20 protein-coding genes are annotated in these 16,286 nt (G+C 37.2%); all 20 read right to left on the minus strand.

Annotated features, from left to right (window positions below; translation table 11 throughout):
• Positions 1-505 precede the first annotated feature (505 nt).
• Positions 506-1,333 carry a M23 family metallopeptidase gene (locus C9J29_RS00010; RefSeq protein ID WP_107921459.1) on the minus strand — a complete coding sequence of 276 codons (828 nt, stop codon included), beginning with the start codon at positions 1,331-1,333 and terminating at the stop codon, positions 506-508.
• A gap of 205 nt (positions 1,334-1,538) precedes the next feature.
• The gene (locus C9J29_RS00015; protein ID WP_107921460.1) at positions 1,539-2,960 is read right to left on the minus strand and encodes a calcium-binding protein; all 1,422 of its coding nucleotides are present in this window, start codon (positions 2,958-2,960) and stop codon (positions 1,539-1,541) included.
• 438 nt (positions 2,961-3,398) lie between these two features.
• Entirely contained in the window at positions 3,399-4,121 is a 723-nt protein-coding gene (locus C9J29_RS00020; RefSeq protein WP_107921461.1) for a peptidoglycan recognition protein family protein, read from the minus strand.
• Positions 4,118-4,384 carry a phage holin family protein gene (locus tag C9J29_RS00025; RefSeq protein ID WP_008174508.1) on the minus strand — a complete coding sequence of 89 codons (267 nt, stop codon included), beginning with the start codon at positions 4,382-4,384 and terminating at the stop codon, positions 4,118-4,120. Before C9J29_RS00025 ends, C9J29_RS00020 begins: the two co-directional genes overlap by 4 nt.
• 12 nt (positions 4,385-4,396) lie before the next feature.
• A complete protein-coding gene (locus C9J29_RS00030; RefSeq protein WP_012293483.1) occupies positions 4,397-4,642 on the minus strand; it encodes a hemolysin XhlA family protein in 246 nt (81 codons plus the stop codon).
• A gap of 383 nt (positions 4,643-5,025) precedes the next feature.
• Positions 5,026-5,136, minus strand: coding sequence for a CD1375 family protein (locus tag C9J29_RS24880; protein WP_008174510.1), 111 nt, complete (start codon positions 5,134-5,136; stop codon positions 5,026-5,028).
• Entirely contained in the window at positions 5,136-5,471 is a 336-nt protein-coding gene (locus C9J29_RS00035; protein WP_107921462.1) for a hypothetical protein, read from the minus strand. Before C9J29_RS00035 ends, C9J29_RS24880 begins: the two co-directional genes overlap by 1 nt.
• 20 nt (positions 5,472-5,491) lie before the next feature.
• On the minus strand, positions 5,492-6,766 hold the full coding sequence (locus tag C9J29_RS00040; protein WP_107921463.1) for a glycine-rich domain-containing protein: 1,275 nt from the start codon (positions 6,764-6,766) through the stop codon (positions 5,492-5,494).
• Positions 6,766-7,314: a putative phage tail protein gene (locus tag C9J29_RS00045; protein WP_107921464.1), complete on the minus strand. Its 549-nt coding sequence runs from the start codon at positions 7,312-7,314 to the stop codon at positions 6,766-6,768. Before C9J29_RS00045 ends, C9J29_RS00040 begins: the two co-directional genes overlap by 1 nt.
• The gene (locus C9J29_RS00050) at positions 7,307-8,392 is read right to left on the minus strand and encodes a baseplate J/gp47 family protein (protein WP_107921465.1); all 1,086 of its coding nucleotides are present in this window, start codon (positions 8,390-8,392) and stop codon (positions 7,307-7,309) included. The genes C9J29_RS00045 and C9J29_RS00050 overlap by 8 nt, the downstream gene beginning before the upstream one ends.
• A complete protein-coding gene (locus C9J29_RS00055) occupies positions 8,392-8,796 on the minus strand; it encodes a DUF2634 domain-containing protein (protein WP_008174518.1) in 405 nt (134 codons plus the stop codon). Before C9J29_RS00055 ends, C9J29_RS00050 begins: the two co-directional genes overlap by 1 nt.
• On the minus strand, positions 8,796-9,110 hold the full coding sequence (locus C9J29_RS00060; protein ID WP_107921728.1) for a DUF2577 domain-containing protein: 315 nt from the start codon (positions 9,108-9,110) through the stop codon (positions 8,796-8,798). The genes C9J29_RS00055 and C9J29_RS00060 overlap by 1 nt, the downstream gene beginning before the upstream one ends.
• Before the next feature lies 1 nt (position 9,111).
• Positions 9,112-10,074, minus strand: coding sequence for an XkdQ/YqbQ family protein (locus C9J29_RS00065; RefSeq protein ID WP_008174522.1), 963 nt, complete (start codon positions 10,072-10,074; stop codon positions 9,112-9,114).
• The gene (locus tag C9J29_RS00070; RefSeq protein ID WP_107921466.1) at positions 10,067-10,750 is read right to left on the minus strand and encodes a LysM peptidoglycan-binding domain-containing protein; all 684 of its coding nucleotides are present in this window, start codon (positions 10,748-10,750) and stop codon (positions 10,067-10,069) included. The genes C9J29_RS00065 and C9J29_RS00070 overlap by 8 nt, the downstream gene beginning before the upstream one ends.
• Positions 10,743-12,668 carry a phage tail tape measure protein gene (locus tag C9J29_RS00075; protein WP_107921467.1) on the minus strand — a complete coding sequence of 642 codons (1,926 nt, stop codon included), beginning with the start codon at positions 12,666-12,668 and terminating at the stop codon, positions 10,743-10,745. The genes C9J29_RS00070 and C9J29_RS00075 overlap by 8 nt, the downstream gene beginning before the upstream one ends.
• A 457-nt stretch (positions 12,669-13,125) precedes the next feature.
• Complete coding sequence (locus C9J29_RS00080; protein ID WP_008174526.1) at positions 13,126-13,560, minus strand: phage tail assembly chaperone; 435 nt, start codon at positions 13,558-13,560, stop codon at positions 13,126-13,128.
• A 60-nt stretch (positions 13,561-13,620) separates the two neighbouring features.
• Entirely contained in the window at positions 13,621-14,142 is a 522-nt protein-coding gene (locus tag C9J29_RS00085; protein WP_107921468.1) for a phage tail tube protein, read from the minus strand.
• A 15-nt stretch (positions 14,143-14,157) separates the two neighbouring features.
• A complete protein-coding gene (locus C9J29_RS00090; protein ID WP_107921469.1) occupies positions 14,158-15,480 on the minus strand; it encodes a phage tail sheath family protein in 1,323 nt (440 codons plus the stop codon).
• 1 nt (position 15,481) lies between these two features.
• Positions 15,482-15,703, minus strand: a complete 222-nt coding sequence (locus C9J29_RS00095) for a hypothetical protein (RefSeq protein ID WP_107921470.1) — start codon at positions 15,701-15,703, stop codon at positions 15,482-15,484.
• Complete coding sequence (locus tag C9J29_RS00100; protein WP_008174530.1) at positions 15,675-16,133, minus strand: phage tail terminator family protein; 459 nt, start codon at positions 16,131-16,133, stop codon at positions 15,675-15,677. The genes C9J29_RS00095 and C9J29_RS00100 overlap by 29 nt, the downstream gene beginning before the upstream one ends.
• Positions 16,134-16,286 lie beyond the last annotated feature (153 nt).

The following is a 16,286-nucleotide window of genomic DNA, read 5'->3' on the forward strand; positions in this document are numbered from 1 at the left end:
TGTCTCTCGAAGATGTACCTGTCTCGTTCATATAATTAAGTACATTCATTTTATAGTCAGCTGAATAGTTTGTATAGGACTTTAAGAAAGTCTCTACGCCATTTTTTTGATAACGGCGAACCCATTCGCTGACAACCTGAGCTGTCACACTTATATCTTTCGCAATTTCGATCATAGGTTCATTTCCATTTAAATATCGTTGAACTGCTTAAATACGTTGTTCAACACTTACTTTTGCCATAAAAAAAACCCCCGTAAAAGTTAGATTGATGTCTAACTTTTACGGGGCAGTTCAATGAGTACCTGGTTTTTTAAAATTTTGTTTATTAAACTACAGTGATTCATTACATCGTTTAACTATAAATTACATATAAAATCCTTATTGATAGGTCTCTTTTGATAATCCTTTTAAATCTTTTTTCCATCCTGTCATTAAAATTACTAACCGAAAGAGACCGACATCATTGCTAGGCTAGTCTTTAATCATATTAAATATCTTTTGAATTTAGTTTTTAGTTACTAATACTTGATCAGCTTTAACCCATTCTGCACCTAAATTGTACCAACCATCTTTGGCGGCATGTACTTTATAAGTTCCTGGTGCTAATTGACGTTTAAGCGCTCCGTTAGGAGTGCTATACGTATTAATAGTAGATGTAACAGTTGCATGGTGATTAGCAATAGTTCCGTAAGCATGGTGAACATAACCAGACCCAACATTATAGAATAGAGTTCCATCAGCTGCATACTCTCTTTGACCATACACTTTGTATTTTCCACCAGCTTCAAGTTGGCCAATAATTTCATAGCCAACGTTTTTGAACACATTTGCCTTCTGAGTAATTGTAATCGTTGCCCAAGTTCCATCATAAGTATGGTAGCTAACTGTTGGCTTGTCCCCGTTTAAATAAGGCATAGGGTCTACCGCCTCTGATTGAGACACTCGTGCTTTTTCATATATTTCAAAGTGCACGTGTTGACCAGTTGAACTCCCACTGTTCCCCATAACACCAATTTTATCACCTTGATTGACAGATTGACCAACAGAGACACTAATAGATTGTAAATGAGCATAAAGTGTATCATATGTTTTCCCATCAATACTGTGTCGAACTATCACATAGTTTCCATAACCGCCATTACATGTATTACCGATAGAGCCATTATTAGAACAACCACCAACGGCTTTGTTAATCACACCCGCAGAGGAAGCATGTACTGGTACATTGGAGCTACTATTTGCAATGTCAACTCCATAATGCATTGAACCACTTCTCATGCCATAAAGGCTTGTATAAATACCTTCAGCTGGTTTTATAAATACCTGTTTCATCAAACATTCTCCTTTTTTGAACTTCCTATATTTTAGTAGTATTAGATTGAATAATATTTTTAAGTAATAATTAAGTAATAACCAAAGATATATACTGAAAATAATACCGATTTAATAGAAAAAGCCCATTACCAATTAAGCTAATGGACTTAAATTTTTAAATAAATTCTTTCTTTGTTAACACAGTCATTTTTTAAAATATGTTTTAATTAAGTGTTGTTACTCCATTATTCATGGCACCAGCTAAGCCCTGAAGTACTCGAGATGCCCCAGCATTTGCTTTGAAACCAACATGTGATGATGCTACATAATATGGAGCAGCCAGAGATGTTCCTGATTTTGCTTTAATTGCATTCCCGATAGTCGTATTAACCAAAGTATGATCTCCATTCCAAGTCATTGAATAGAGGTAAGAAGTTACAGAAATTGGATCGTAAGCATCTTGATAAGCAAGATTTAAAAAGAGACCTGAACTTGTAGGCGTATCTTTACCAAATACACCTTCTAAATAGTTCGACGCTACTTGCGGAGGTTTTTGATAGTCATACCAATCTTTAGCCACCTTTAGCCACCCATTATCTTCACTTGCACCTAATGCAACAAATTTAGGTCCACCTAATTCAAAAGCTTGATTAGAATAAGCTGTGTACGTTTTATAATAATTGGCTAATTCTGTAGCGACTGATGAACATACATGAGTAGGTAAAGCAACTACTTTCCTTAATTGTGGAGCTGTGGCGGATAAACGTAGCTCTGCACAACGGTAGGCTCTCGCTGCAAAATTAAGCCCCATTACGATAAGTGAATTATATCCAGCCGCTGGGAAGTAACCTCTTACTTGAGCATATGAACCATAGGCAATACTGTCTTTGTAAATACCACCACCTATAGGTAAACACAATTCAGTTAGACCATTATTCAATCGGGTATTACCAAATTTAGTACGTAAATTAATGGCTAAAGTGTTAAAGAAAGCATTAAAATCAGTGTAAATAGTATTCCCGGCCCCTTTAATAGCCGTATGAATAAAGAACTTAGCTCCTAACTGAACAATCATTCCATTTAACGCAAAACAAGCATGGTTTGTATCATTGAAATGAGTGTGATTTGAGACAACAGTCCGATAATCCTTATCCAATTTTCCTTCTTTTAAACGTATAGCCAGTGCATTTTCTAAGAGATTAGGTTTTAAGTATGTGTTCAAATAAGCTAGTAATTGTGTTCTTGTTACAACTGTTGTACCAGCTCGATCGTAATCAAATCCTCCATCATTTGCTAAAGCGTATGCTGAATAAAGACCCATAGGACCTAATCCACCAGCTAGTCCATCTCCTTTATAATTCACAATATTAGACGCATATCTATTTAAGATGCGATGAATACGTGCCAATATGTTTGTTCGCACTGTAGATGTTGATGCATTTGGGTAAAGTGCAGTTAAAAAAAGTAACTGACTTCCCGCTCGTTGAATTTGTAATTCAGATGTTGGTGCTGGATTATTTTCAAAAATACCATGAAAATTTGCTCGATTATCAGCTCCTACAGGATCTGTTGGTAATCGACTAGCTCCTGTTCCCATTAAATTTGTAAAAATCTTCTCTGCTTCTGTTTTGACTGTAAATGCCAAAGATATCATCCCCTTATGTTTTTATAAAAAGCTCCTTTTTAAGAACATTTGTTCTTTTTTATTATAGAACAAATGTTCTTGTTTTACAAGGTAATTTATACATTTAAAGTTAAATAAAAGAAAAAATACGATTGCAGCAACTTGTATATAAGAATTTCATAATAAAAAACAAAAAACCTAGGCTCAAAATTTGAGACCTGGTCTTTTTAAATTCTTACTATATAGTTTGATTGTTTTTGAATTGGGTCCTTGTAATTCCAATTTTGCAATTTCTTATCCTCATTAAACCATTCACAGTTGTTTTCAACCCAATTATTTCGAAATTCTTCATAAGAAATACAGTCTCTCATCAAATCCAAATTGGAAACCACAACACCTCATATTTCAAAAATAAGGATTCATACGCCCTTTTGCAATTAAGGTAATAGGCTTCTGCTATTAAGTGCTCCGTTGTGTAATGATGATTTTTAATCCTTCAAAATCTCCGCCAGTTAATGTACCCGCATCGAATTTATCTAGCCATGATTTGTCTATTAATTTCTTGTCTACGGTTTGTTTGATTAAATCACGTACTGCAGCTTTTGTTGTCTCATTTGTAAATTTCATACAACCATCATCCTTTTCAATTTGTTGTGGTATATCCATACCATTCAAAATATCGTTTTTAAATTGACCCTCTGATATCCCCATACTCATCAAATATGAAAATGGATCTCGATGTGTCGTACCTTTTAAATGATCTGTGATCCAGCGATGTGACTTAATACCATTGCCACTACCATCAAGTATAGTAGGGATTCCAGCATCTTTTGCAAGCTCCCTTAATAGCCAAATATAAGCGGCATAATCTCTTTTAAACTGTTCCTTATTATTCGTTCGAGCTAGTTCTACTTGAGCATAGCTAAATGGGTTACCTTTCGGACCACAACCATATTGCACACGATTAACGGGTGCAATTTGTACAATACGTCCTCCACCGCCTACCCAATGGGAAGTGAAGGCATTTGCTTTGTTACGATTCATATAGGTTATTTCATTTTCTAAAGCGTTCGGGCCACAATTATTTGGATTGCCCGATTCATGGGCAATTACGTATTTGATCGCAGTTAAAGCATGGCTTGGTAGTCCTGACATAAAGCGTTTTTCAATGACATAACTCATTTTCCATTACCCTCTTTATGTGAGTATTGTTTATATAATTGATTGCTAAAAACAGCAGCTCCACTTACAAGCACCCCTTGTACAATACTTTGCATAGTGATACCCATAACGCCGATTGTAAACGTAATCCCAAATACTAATAAAATATAGGGAATCAACCAATCTTGCATTTTAGGTGTATTCTTTAAAGCCTGTCCTATAACCAATAAAACAGGCACCACAATTAGCGCCTGTTCAATAATATAATCATATAAAAATTCCATAGTATGATCCCCCTAGTAGGTTTTGATAACAAGTGTTAACAATCCTAAAATAACAGCGCCTATAATAGTTGTAGATACCCACCAAACAATTTTATCGATTTTATTTAATCGATGGTGAGCATTTTTAGTACTCGCTAATGCTTCCTCTGCGATATCCTTAGCGTTATCCGCAGTTTGACGAATATCTCTAATATCATCAATTTTTGCCTCGATACCTCCAAGACGTTCATAAATATTTCTGATTAATTCATCTCCCATGACATCACCAATCCTTTGCCCTATTTAAAATAAAAAGCCATGAGAAGCATCGAGATTCAGTACAGTGTACTGTTGCCCATCTCCATTGCTCTCATAGCTCATAAATAAAGCACTCTTCAAAGAGAGTGTTTTTGAAATTGTATTTAATTGATATATTACTATGATAATTTAGATTCGAAAGCTCCTTTTACTTCGATAACTGCTTTAGTACCGAAGTAAGATGTCATAACCATAGTAACAATAAAGATTAAAGTACTTAACGCCATTTTTTACACTTCCTTCCTATTTGTTTCTATTATCATAGTATTTCAACAAATAGTATTTCAACGAAAAATTCTATAAATCTTTCCTAGCATAAAAAATAACGCTAGCTAATGCTGCGTTTACTTGTTTTCGTTATCGAGTAATGCTTGTACAGCTTCACGCCACAACAAGGGCACCTGGTCAACTGTTCGCAAATTCATTTTAATTAAATCCCAATATAATTTAGCCATTATAAAACCTCCTTGTTTGTTAATGTCTCCACTAATTCAGCAACGGCTATTTGATTCTCTACTTTGTCTCGTTGTTGTGCCTCTGCTGATTCAGCTATCGCTAATTTCAGTTGTTGTGTCTCTTCTTGTAATAGTTCTAATGCTGTTTTATGAATATCAGTGTACTCGTAATATCCAGACTTTGTTTCCTTGTCGTAAAACATTTCGTGCGTTTTACCTGGTATGTTTTCAGGTTGCGGAAAAGTACTCATGTCATACTCGACCGCAATTTCTCCAAACGAAAACACGCTTAATACTTTGACTTTTGTTTCCTCTGTATTATCAATGATAATCATATGTGTTACCTCCTTTTAAATTACCAATAAAAGATTACCCGTCCACCACCACCGCGACCACTAGAGAACGAGGCGTGACCGCTACCAGAACCGCCACCGCCCGGGTAAGAACCTGCAACACCTTCGCTGAAGTAGGCACCGCCGCCTCCGTCTGCTCCTTTGAAGTTAGAGTAAGTAGCACCCGCTTTACCTGCGCCGTTCGTTGTATCAGCGGCTCCACCCCCTGACATGTCGCTAGCGGAACCACCACCGCCACCGCCGCCGTAGTTTCCGCCTGGTCCACCATCGCCTCCAGTGAAACAATATAGCAAGTTAGACGGTTTGAGTCCTACAAATGGGTGTAGTTTTCCGTTTTCTGGTGACATTGGTGCCCCACCTATTGCTCCGTTGACGGCATATGGACCGCCGAGACCACCTTTACCGAAGCCCGAACTCTGACCATAAGTACCGCCACCGCCACCACCAGCTACGTATTGTGTAGAACCTAACGTGAACCCTGAATGACCTCCCACACTACCATTGTAAGGACCATTAGCACCGGTGCCTCCAGCTCCTACAGTGACATTGAACTTTTCGCCTGGTGTTACATCGACAACCGCCATTAGAAAGGCGCCACCGCCACCGCCACCACCAGGATAGTTGTTTGTATTTCCGCCACCGCCACCGCCGGCTCCCCATATGTAGGCGGTTATTTTACTGACGCCTTTTGGAACCTCGAATAAATGGGTTCCGGGGGTATTGAAATCCCTGTTGCTACGTGCTGTCACCCCGCTTCCGCTACCCTGCAAGAAAAAATTTGTACCGTTGAAACTTACTGTTGCGATTGCTCCAGACACGAAAGTATTAGCTGATAATTGACTTCCATCCTGGTTCAATACTTGGAACGTACTACTAACTTTAGTACCGTCTGAACTTTGTAATTTCAATGACACAAGGGGGCTAGTATTAGCCTGGTTAACGAAAACCCTGTAAGCACTACCTTGTTTTGGTTTCGGTGGTGTAGATTTATCCCAAAGAATATTGTCAGATGTACATACCCAAGCATTAGCGGCGTTAGTACCGCCGATAAATCTAACATGCCCTAAATCATCTTCGATATGGGTATCTAGCTTCGTATTTGCGTTGACAATAGCATTAGTGTTATCAGCTACTTGTTCGTTAAAACTCTTTGATTCATCCTCAATTCGTTTCATTTCCGTATCAATCTTATCTAGATTATCGTTAACAACTTTTACATTATAAAAATCATCTTCACTATCTTTTGTAAACCCATAATTGGTAGTCTCAGTAGGCATTACGGTAACACTTCCTCTCTTAATTGTTTATGTGTATAGGCAGCCAGTTGAGCGTGTGTAAAGCGCGCTAAGTTAATATGTTGGTTGTATCTGACTTCTACATACAACAGCATATTTTGAGGCGTCACCCTTTCAAGTAAAACCTCTACAATTTCAAACTGGCGAGACATCGTTAACTCTAACTTTACTCGGACCCACTTTTCAGATGTACTGCGAGTAAGCTCATATTTTCCCTCCCCTAGTAGGCTATCAAGTAGCTGTTTCAGAACGGGAAAACTATAGGGTGCTTGTTCTTGATATCTTGATAAAATGCGGAAACGACGTGTTTCAAGTGTTTCTGATTCATTAGTCATTAAACCAAGCATTCTCTCGTAACGATGGGCACCACTTTCATCTAGGGTAAGGATAAATTGATTATTAAATAACGATTCAGTCAGTTCCCATACTCGCTCTAACGATGGATTTTCAAGTGATGCAATCTTTTGAAGTTCCTTGATTTCGTGAAGGATAGGAGGGAGGTAGCTTAAAACATCCACTTTTCTAGCCACTTATAGTCCCCCTCTTTGGTATCGCTTCTTTATCAAGTTCAAGGTTGGCTGCCTTGCCATTTAATATTGTGTTAGCTATATCGATGACTCCATTAATACCAAGAATACGTGTTTCAATTTGACTTATCCGAATAATCAACCCTGTTTCATCTTCTTGTTTTGTAACTGCCGATGCCCAAAGTTCCGCGAGCTCCTTAAAGTATCTATCAATTACTTCTTGGATGGCATTCTCTATATCTTCAAAAAACCAACCAGATTGTAGGGTAATTGTTGTAATGATATTCACTATCGTTTCATTGACAGCGGTGATAGTAACGTTGTGATCAATAGGAGCAAGTCCAACTCCGTCACCTTGCGCATCTAATGGATCCATCAACTGTTGTACTAACCCCACTAATTCATTGGATGGTTTCGAAAAAGTGGAATCAATAATCGTAACGCCAACAGTGCCACCTCCGTATTTTGCTCGGTAGATACGTGCACCTCCAACCCCTGGTATATTTCCAACTCGCTCTTTGTAATCGGCGCGATTCCCTCCAAACGAAATGCTTTCAAAGCTATTTAAATAACGCGATCTAAAAGCTTCTGTATCTTCTTCGTTCTCTCCTGGAATCAACAAATCCGTTAACTGTGCGGTCTCAAGACCTATCATGTAATCAATTGGTATTAGTTGTCCTGTCTCGAAATTTCCAATCTCACCTACGGTTTCACACTCCAGCTTAAAAATACCTTTTTCAATTTTTTCAAGGACTACGTAGTTACATTCTTCCTGTGAAAACCGTGTGCCTATGGGAACATCAATATTGAATATTCCTTTTCGAATAGCTTTCGTTGCAGGAGTCGGACTAAGCCCCCGTTCAGCTGCTCGTCTTATTAAATTTTGTCGTGATGCCGTATCTGCGAACATTTGATTTTCATAGTTCAGCAATGTAAAAAGAATTTGAGCTGTCTCGGCAGTATTAGCAGCTGTTGCCTGATAAATCAAAGATGTCTCCCGTTTATCCTGTGTGGGTACATTAGAAAGTTTTTGAACTAATAAATCCTCATAGGAGGTTTTTAAATCGAAAAGTGCTACCATTAATAATCCACCTCTTTCTCTGCAGTGATTTCACCAAAAATGGTGTGGGCTACGTATTGAACATGCACTTTATTTTTAGTGATTGTTACTTCAAAAGAATCGACTTCCGTAATGCGATCATCCTGTAATAACGCGTCTTGGATGCGTTGTTTTACTTCGCTGGCGACATATACTGTTGGCTGGCCGATCAAATCATTGGTTTCAAAACCTGTGTTCCAACTATAAATTAAATGATTGTATCGCTCGATATTAAGCATAAAAAAAATCGCCTGTTTCATGGCCTCTAGTTCATCAATGGTGCCATAACAGCGATCTAATTCCTTATTTATTTTAAATGTCTTAGAAGGTTCAATTTCTTCCTCAAAATCGAATGTCAGTCCATCATTTATGACCTGTGGAATCATCAAATCACCTCTTTGTCTATGATTAAATAATGTTGACCACCATGCACGCGGATCATCGTCACCTTGTCACCCGTAATTAAGCCATTATAGACTTTGTATATCTGCTCTGCTCCACCATCCACACCCATCTCTACTTCATAATCCATTACAGCACGGGTGAGCTTCAATTGTTCTCCTTTTAAAATCAATTTCTGATCAATTTGTACTTCTAGCGGATTTACACTTAATACATTGCCATAAATAACCGTAGCGAGCTTTTGGGCATTCAGAACTCCCAACACAAGTTTTTGAATTTCTTTTAATATATCTTCCATACTACGCAATGAAATCACCGCCAATCAGCGATAAATCCATACTATAATTAGATTCTTTGAAGGTATGCCTCACACTTTCAACCATCATGAAATTAGCCACTGATAAGTCACCAACATCCAACAGTACCGCTACCTGACTACCACCACGTACAATTGGATTACCAAATACTTTATTTATGTGTAGCTTTCTCGATTTACGATTATAAAAATTAAGCATGCTTTCTGCTTTAGCTTTGCCGTTTACTCCTTCATCGAACTTATCTGTTAACTGAAGTACACCCCATTCAGTCATTCTGCTTTCACTTTCGGCCATGAAAGTAGCACGTTCACCTGTTTCTTTATTTTCACGTACTAACTTGATTTTGTTGTACGTATTTTCATCAATGGATGAAGTGTATTCAAACGACTCACCTGATTCTTCATCTATCAGTAAATCTGTTTGAAGTGTCTTAGCTTCACGTAAATTCAAAGCTCCAAAGTCATCATAGAGCACAAATAGCCTTTGAGTATTGAGAGTCGTTTCAGCCAAGGCATTAGCCATAACCGTGAACAGTTCTTGATTATCTTCAACCATACAAGGTAGTACATACTTTGTATTGTCTATAGTACCAGTCTTTAACTTAAAGTTCTTTGCAATTAATTGAAGTACTTGAGTAGCTGTTCTATTCTCATACCTATAGGTTTCTTTATTTTTAAAGTAGCGCAACTGATCGTAACAAGTAACTGTAATGATCCTGTTATTCGAACGTTTCTTAGTAAAAACAAAACCTTTGAAAATCTTGTGTCCATCATATTCGAATATGACTTCATCACCCTCATGAAAGCTGAGCATACCATCCTTTATTACATTGAATGTCAATTTTCCTGGAGTGCCTTTTCGATGGGTTTCCCACACTATACCTTCCTCTACGGCACATTCATATAGTTGCCCCTTACTCTTGATACATAGTTTTGATTTAGCCAAGTTTTATCACCTGCCCAGATTTAATAACGTTTGGATTACTAATATTATTAATTTTTGCTAACTCGGTGTATTTAGAGCCATCACCTAAGTACTTCTTAGCAATGGCCCACAATGTTTCTCCTGCTTTAACAGTATGCGTTTTCGGGGTTTCTTTTCCTGTAGTTGGCCGCTTCTGCTCTACTACAGCTTTCGATGCGGCCTTTGCTGTACTTCCTGCATTATTAGCTTTTGTAGCTGGTTTCAAGTTGATTTTTTTATTGCCGTACTCCCTGTATTGTTTTAACTGGATTCGTACAATTACATCAAAGCCATTATCGGCTGATTCCTTAATCTCATAATCCTCAATCGATACAGTCATGTTTGTGTCAAATAATAAATTACCTGTAGGCATCATACGATTTACGAGAAATCGAAAAGGTTTGTCAGAGATTTTTAATTTTTTAAGTTTACTAAGGTAAAATGCAGCTGGTTGAAAACCATTCGGATAAACAGCAAATGGGTAGTTAACGTTGGGCAGTAATACCTCAAAATCTATATTCGTTAGTCCTGTTTTTTTTATTACATTTACTTCTCCCTCATTCATTAACACTACAGTTTCGTTTCTGCCATTAATCTTCAGAGCGAGTTCGGAAGGTGCGATTGGAAACTGTAAGTCATCTAGAAAAAAATTATACATCTTCGATTGAACCCCCTTCTGCTAGCATTCCTGAAACTTCTTCAACACGTTGACCAAATCTATCAATAATGCCATCAATATCTAATTCACTGCTAATTCGGTTTTCATTTTTCATATCTACTTTGATTTCTGCCGTCGTATAACGATTGATTGCTTCACGTTCAGCTATATCACGGAGATACTTTAAATCCTCATTCATTATTTTAATACCTTCCGTTGCCCTCTCAGTATTGTCCGCTGTTTTCTTACCTAACTCATTACCTTTATCGAGTTTGTCACCTAAAGCTAACGCATTATCAATGTCATTTTTTATCTTGTCATCTTTAATATTATTGCTTTTTTCTTCACCCGATTTGAATAGGTTGGCCCCCCAATCGTAGCCTTTATCCCAAGACTTACCAAGGTCCTTAAATTCCATTTTTGGTGCTTCCCAATAATCATCAGGAGCTTCTCCAATCCAGTTATCCAAAACTCCTCTAAGACCTTTTAGATCACTTGTAATGGACTCTCGGTGACTATACTCTGTACCCATTTTTAAACCTACAGAAGATGAAATATTCTCTGGTAATAGATTCACAAACCAATTCCAAGCTTGTATCGCCAAGTTAACTGCGTCAACAATAGCATTAACAAAGCTTGTAGCAAATCCATCCCATCCACTTACCATTGAAATAATTAAATCTAACATATTAGTTGCTAGATTATAAAACAATTTATTTACGGAATACGTCTTATTTTTCGATACATTTACAAAAAATTCCACAAAAGAGGCCCACAAATTCCACATATAGGCTACTCTATTATAAATCAATGATCCTAACACCATGAATGCCCCAGCTATTATTCCTGTAGCACTAACCGAGGTCCCAGCAAAATAATTGAAAGCAGCTACCGCTAAATAGAAAAGACCAATAAGAATAACAATGGCTATTACTAAAATAAATATTGGATTGGCTGCTATCGCTGCATTTAAGCCCCATGCTGCAGCTGTTGCCGCTGATGTTGCAGAGACACTCGTCCATGTAGTCGCCGTTAATAATCCAATCGCAAGCGTTCTTAGACCAGTCCAAATTATACTGGCTATTTCAGCTGCTTTTACTAGTAGTAAAGCAGACTCATATACTAACATTGCTGCTGCAACAGTACTTATTATAGGAACTATAAATGACCAACTATCCTTTAAACTTCCATCAGGTATAAGAAAATTCAATGTACTGGAGACAACTGAAGATAATTTCTCCATAGCAATGGTCACATTTTGCATGAGCTCCTTAAATGGATCGCTTTTTGCAATTTCACTTAATTTCGCTAAGATACCATCAATAGCCATCCCAAGCACAGCATTCCTTATACTATTTGCAGAAATCTTACCACTACTTCCTATTTCTCTGATTTTATCAATTAATACACTAAGGTAATTCGTAGTATTTTGGGCACCACTTGACGTAGTCTGTAATACGGCGTTTAAACCTTCGCCTTGAAGGTTTCCACTTCCCATTGCTTGTGTAAATGGTTGCTCGGTTGTTTGTAAATCATTATTGATTAACCTAGATGTGGTATTAGTCTCGTTGGACAAGAGTACTCTCCCAACTACTTGAAAATCAAAATATTTACCTACTAACTCCTTAACTTTATTTAATAACCCACTAACTGCAATAGTTCCATCCCTAATGTTGTTGCTAAAATTTTGTAGAGCATGATCAGCCTTACGAATTTCGTTTTCAACTTTGTTAAATTGCTCAGCAGTTTTAGCTAATTCTCTTTGAGCTAGTTGAACACTAGAGATATCCATCATTTGACCAGAAGCTGCATGCATAGCTTCCAACTGATTGACCATCCTGGAAACCATATTATGCATGGCTTTAATTGGTTTACTTAAACGATCTTCAACTTGTATTGCCGTACGGATTGTAGCCATGAACTCTCACCTCTTTATAAAAAAAAAGCATCCTTCTCAAAGGATACTTTTTTGGCTATGTTTAATAGTTTGAACTTTAACTCTCCCTATTCACAAGTAAAGCTATACGTTTTATGACATTTCCAACTATATATTATCCAGCATAGTTGAATTTGCAAGACTCCAAAATTGACAAAAATTAAATGAATAAATGTCTCTTTTTACACGATCATTTATTTAAAGATACGTATTTAGGAAAGCCATTTAGGCTAATTAGCTACTTTCTAACGCTTTCGACCTTTTTTAGACCCTCGTTTTGCCTCGCGTTCTTGCTTCTTATCTTCTTCGATTTTGATCCGTAGAGACGCTATAATACAAGCTTTATCTGCCAAGGATAGAGACACATATTCAGACGGAAGGCGACGCATTTTATGCACCCACCAGTGCATTATATTAGCTTCACCATCACCGTCGTCTATTAGTTTTTTATTTCTTCAACCATATCCTCTAACTCCGCTTGATAGCCATTGACTTCCTGTGCTACCGCTGAGGCATCTGCAATTTCACCGATTGTCAGCATCTTTCCAAGTAAAGCATCTGCCCCCATTACGTTATAAGAATCCTGTAGTTCCTTATCATTTAAATTAGGATATACAATAGATTCAACAGTTAATAAACGTTGGTATTTAAAATGATCAAAATCAGTATTATACTGCCCCTTTCTCTTACCTTGCATGATCATAGAGCGCTTAGTAGATTCAGATTTTAATTCCTCGTCCCGTTCTGGCGAAATTGGCGCGAACTCCCATTCAATTGGATGACCTTGTTCATCCACAAATTTCTTTGAAATAGCATGCTTAATATTTTCATTTTGTTTTTTATTGTGTGCAAAAAATGCGGTTAAGTTTGACATAATTAATCACCATATCCTTTTTATTTATATTTAAAAGAGCTCACATAATGAGCTCTCATCCTATAACATTTCTTGTAAAGTTGTAAATTCTTCTGGCATATCCCAATCCTCGAAAGTGAAATCAATGGAATCTTCTAAGTACTCCGCATCTGCATCTAATGCAGCGATGATACCTCCATCCATATTACAATCAACTAAAATAGTTGTTTGGCGACCTACTGACGCTGAGCCATCTTCATTAGTCACTTGGATATCAAAATAAATATCCTGCCCAGTGTCTTTGTATCGCTTTAATAACTTACGGAATATTGACGTATTAAAGTGGAATGTAGCGCTGCCTGAATATTCTGCTCCAGTAGCCTTATTACCCTTAGCTACACGCCCCATAATAGGAACTTGCGTTTTAGTTTTATCCATACGGGCTTCTAAATTAATTAATTGAGCAAATAAGTAACGACTTCCTTCCACCGTCACGTATGCTCGACCTTGTGCACCATGAATGGCATTACGAGCATGCATTGTAGCATCTGCAAAATACTGTAAATTCAATGGAATTAATGTTTTGTTTGATTTCGGTTTCATCTGTTTGTCCTCCCCTTAAGCTACTGTTGTTGTGATGTAAAGTTGTGACATTGCAACCGTAGGAATCACGACTTCATTTACTACAACAGCTTTCTTTGAATTACCTTGCGCCACCGTTAGTTCATCTTTGTTGTAATTTTGGATAGCTCTAATACGCTGCATTTCCTTTCGATGACTACCAATGTCATTCCATAAAGAAATACGACCATCTTGATCATTTGGCACCTGACCTAAATAACGAGTGTTAAATAATTGAGCTGTATCAATCGCAAGCTGATCTAGTACACGAATGACTTGATTCATACTGAAATCTTCATTTTTATCACCTGTGAATGATGTAAATGTATTCACATCTTCAAGTACGCGAATTTCTTCACCTACACGATGGAAAACATATTTACCAGCATTCAATAAAGTTGTGAGCTGTGATTGTGTCTTTGTTTCAGACATATCAAGAGTAAATTCACCACTGTATGTTTTATTAGTATTCGACTTATTTACAGCAACTCCAGCCTGTGCTCCAGTTGCCCAATATACAGCACCGAACACTTCTTCATTCGTTCCTTTAGCATCATTTTGTACATCGATAATACCTTCATGGTCAGTGAGGCCAAGTTTATGACCTACAAGTTGGAACTTACCACCTATTTGGTCTCGAATACGCTTTGTATACTCAACATACAACGATTTAATTGAGCTTTCGGAAGATAAGCAGCCTAGTGTATTAATACCATATGCTTCTAAAGCATCTAGTGCCTCTTGGTGTGCTCCACCTGTAATGGCTAAGCCATTGGAACCTCCAGCTAATGCTGTACCAGCTGTAGCTGCTAATGTCGCATTCGCTTTAAATACGACAAAATCATTGGCGATTAAGTCTGTAGCAGCAGCTACCGCAATTTGCTCGTCTACTAACACATTAGCTAGCAATGTTTTAACATCGAATTTCGATGGCTCATCAACATTTGCCTGAATAACAATCGTAATATCATTCCCTCGAGCACCTTTGTATTTAGCGGTTGCAAATTCATTTGTTGCTGCCTCTGCCTCCAAAGCAAGTTTGTAAAAATAAACCGTAATCGCATTTTTAAATACATCACGGATACCTTTCAATTTTGAGTCCATATACTCATAACCAAAAATTTTGCGAGAATCCTTTCGTAAATCCTCTTCCGTTACAGCAAATACTTCACCATCTACGCCCCAGTCAAGTGCAATTGGCAAACCAACATAACCACGATTGCTTAGATTTACAAATGCACGAGTAGCGCTAATAAAATTATGATATTTCCCTGGTAATACTTTGTTTTGTGATAAAAATACTCCTCCACCTAACGTCATATTAATTACCTCCCTTATCGAAATTTTTCAGTATTTCATCCACTTGAGCAAACGAATAGGTTTTTTCTAACTCTAACAATGCATTGAGTGCATCACGTCGATATTTATATTTTTGACTTTTCGCAAGTTGACCTTTTGTAAATTTAGGCATTTTTGCAATAATCACCTTTTCGTTATTTTTACTTTCCGTCGACTCAACCTTCTTCTGAATTGCTTTCGCCAATCGAAACCACCTCTTCTTTGTTTATATAATGATCTAATGACCCCATAAAAGCTTTCTCTTCAATTTCTTGTAAAAAGAAATTATATTGAATAAAATTATTGCCAATTCCTTCAATTACTTCACTAGTTGCTCCAGTACCAAGCAGTAGTAAACCATTTAATAGCGTTATTTCTTTTATTGCTTGTTGAACCTTCAAAGTCATATTAGACGCCTCAGATAGGCCATTTTTCGGGAAATACTTCACATTAAAACGTGCTGTTATTTTCCATCGACCACCTATTTGTCGGATATGCTCTAGGCTTAAAAATTGAATTAAAAAAGCAGGCGTATTAAACTCCTGCGGCAAATCATCAATATATTCTTTATATTCCGCTCCGAAAGCTTCATGGAGCTTAATAGATAACGCGTTTTGAATATCATAGATTTCCACGAAAAGCCTCCTTCAACTAATTTAATAAACATATGGTTATAGCATTATATACATACGAATCACTCACTTTCAGATTTTGATTGTCGACTCATCAAATGGTTCAAACCTTAACCGTCAATCGCTTATTCTTCTCCAATAAAAAAACGCCTTCCC

Origin of the sequence: Lysinibacillus fusiformis (assembly GCF_003049525.1) — a bacterium.
Lineage (GTDB): Bacteria > Bacillota > Bacilli > Bacillales_A > Planococcaceae > Lysinibacillus > Lysinibacillus fusiformis.

Excerpts from the sequence above, each read along its gene's own strand:
- C9J29_RS00040 (WP_107921463.1), bottom strand. The coding sequence starts at position 6,766 with ATGCCTACTGAGACTACCAATTATGGGTTTACAAAAGATAGTGAAGAT.
- C9J29_RS00030 (WP_012293483.1), bottom strand. The coding sequence starts at position 4,642 with ATGGGAGATGAATTAATCAGAAATATTTATGAACGTCTTGGAGGTATC.
- C9J29_RS00075 (WP_107921467.1), bottom strand. The coding sequence starts at position 12,668 with ATGGCTACAATCCGTACGGCAATACAAGTTGAAGATCGTTTAAGTAAA.
- C9J29_RS00070 (WP_107921466.1), bottom strand. The coding sequence starts at position 10,750 with ATGTATAATTTTTTTCTAGATGACTTACAGTTTCCAATCGCACCTTCC.
- C9J29_RS00025 (WP_008174508.1), bottom strand. The coding sequence starts at position 4,384 with ATGGAATTTTTATATGATTATATTATTGAACAGGCGCTAATTGTGGTG.
- C9J29_RS00035 (WP_107921462.1), bottom strand. The coding sequence starts at position 5,471 with ATGATTATCATTGATAATACAGAGGAAACAAAAGTCAAAGTATTAAGC.
- C9J29_RS00080 (WP_008174526.1), bottom strand. The coding sequence starts at position 13,560 with ATGTCAAACTTAACCGCATTTTTTGCACACAATAAAAAACAAAATGAA.
- C9J29_RS00010 (WP_107921459.1), bottom strand. The coding sequence starts at position 1,333 with ATGAAACAGGTATTTATAAAACCAGCTGAAGGTATTTATACAAGCCTT.
- C9J29_RS00060 (WP_107921728.1), bottom strand. The coding sequence starts at position 9,110 with ATGGAAGATATATTAAAAGAAATTCAAAAACTTGTGTTGGGAGTTCTG.
- C9J29_RS00020 (WP_107921461.1), bottom strand. The coding sequence starts at position 4,121 with ATGAGTTATGTCATTGAAAAACGCTTTATGTCAGGACTACCAAGCCAT.
- C9J29_RS24880 (WP_008174510.1), bottom strand. The coding sequence starts at position 5,136 with ATGGCTAAATTATATTGGGATTTAATTAAAATGAATTTGCGAACAGTT.
- C9J29_RS00050 (WP_107921465.1), bottom strand. The coding sequence starts at position 8,392 with ATGGTAGCACTTTTCGATTTAAAAACCTCCTATGAGGATTTATTAGTT.
- C9J29_RS00055 (WP_008174518.1), bottom strand. The coding sequence starts at position 8,796 with ATGATTCCACAGGTCATAAATGATGGACTGACATTCGATTTTGAGGAA.
- C9J29_RS00090 (WP_107921469.1), bottom strand. The coding sequence starts at position 15,480 with ATGACGTTAGGTGGAGGAGTATTTTTATCACAAAACAAAGTATTACCA.
- C9J29_RS00085 (WP_107921468.1), bottom strand. The coding sequence starts at position 14,142 with ATGAAACCGAAATCAAACAAAACATTAATTCCATTGAATTTACAGTAT.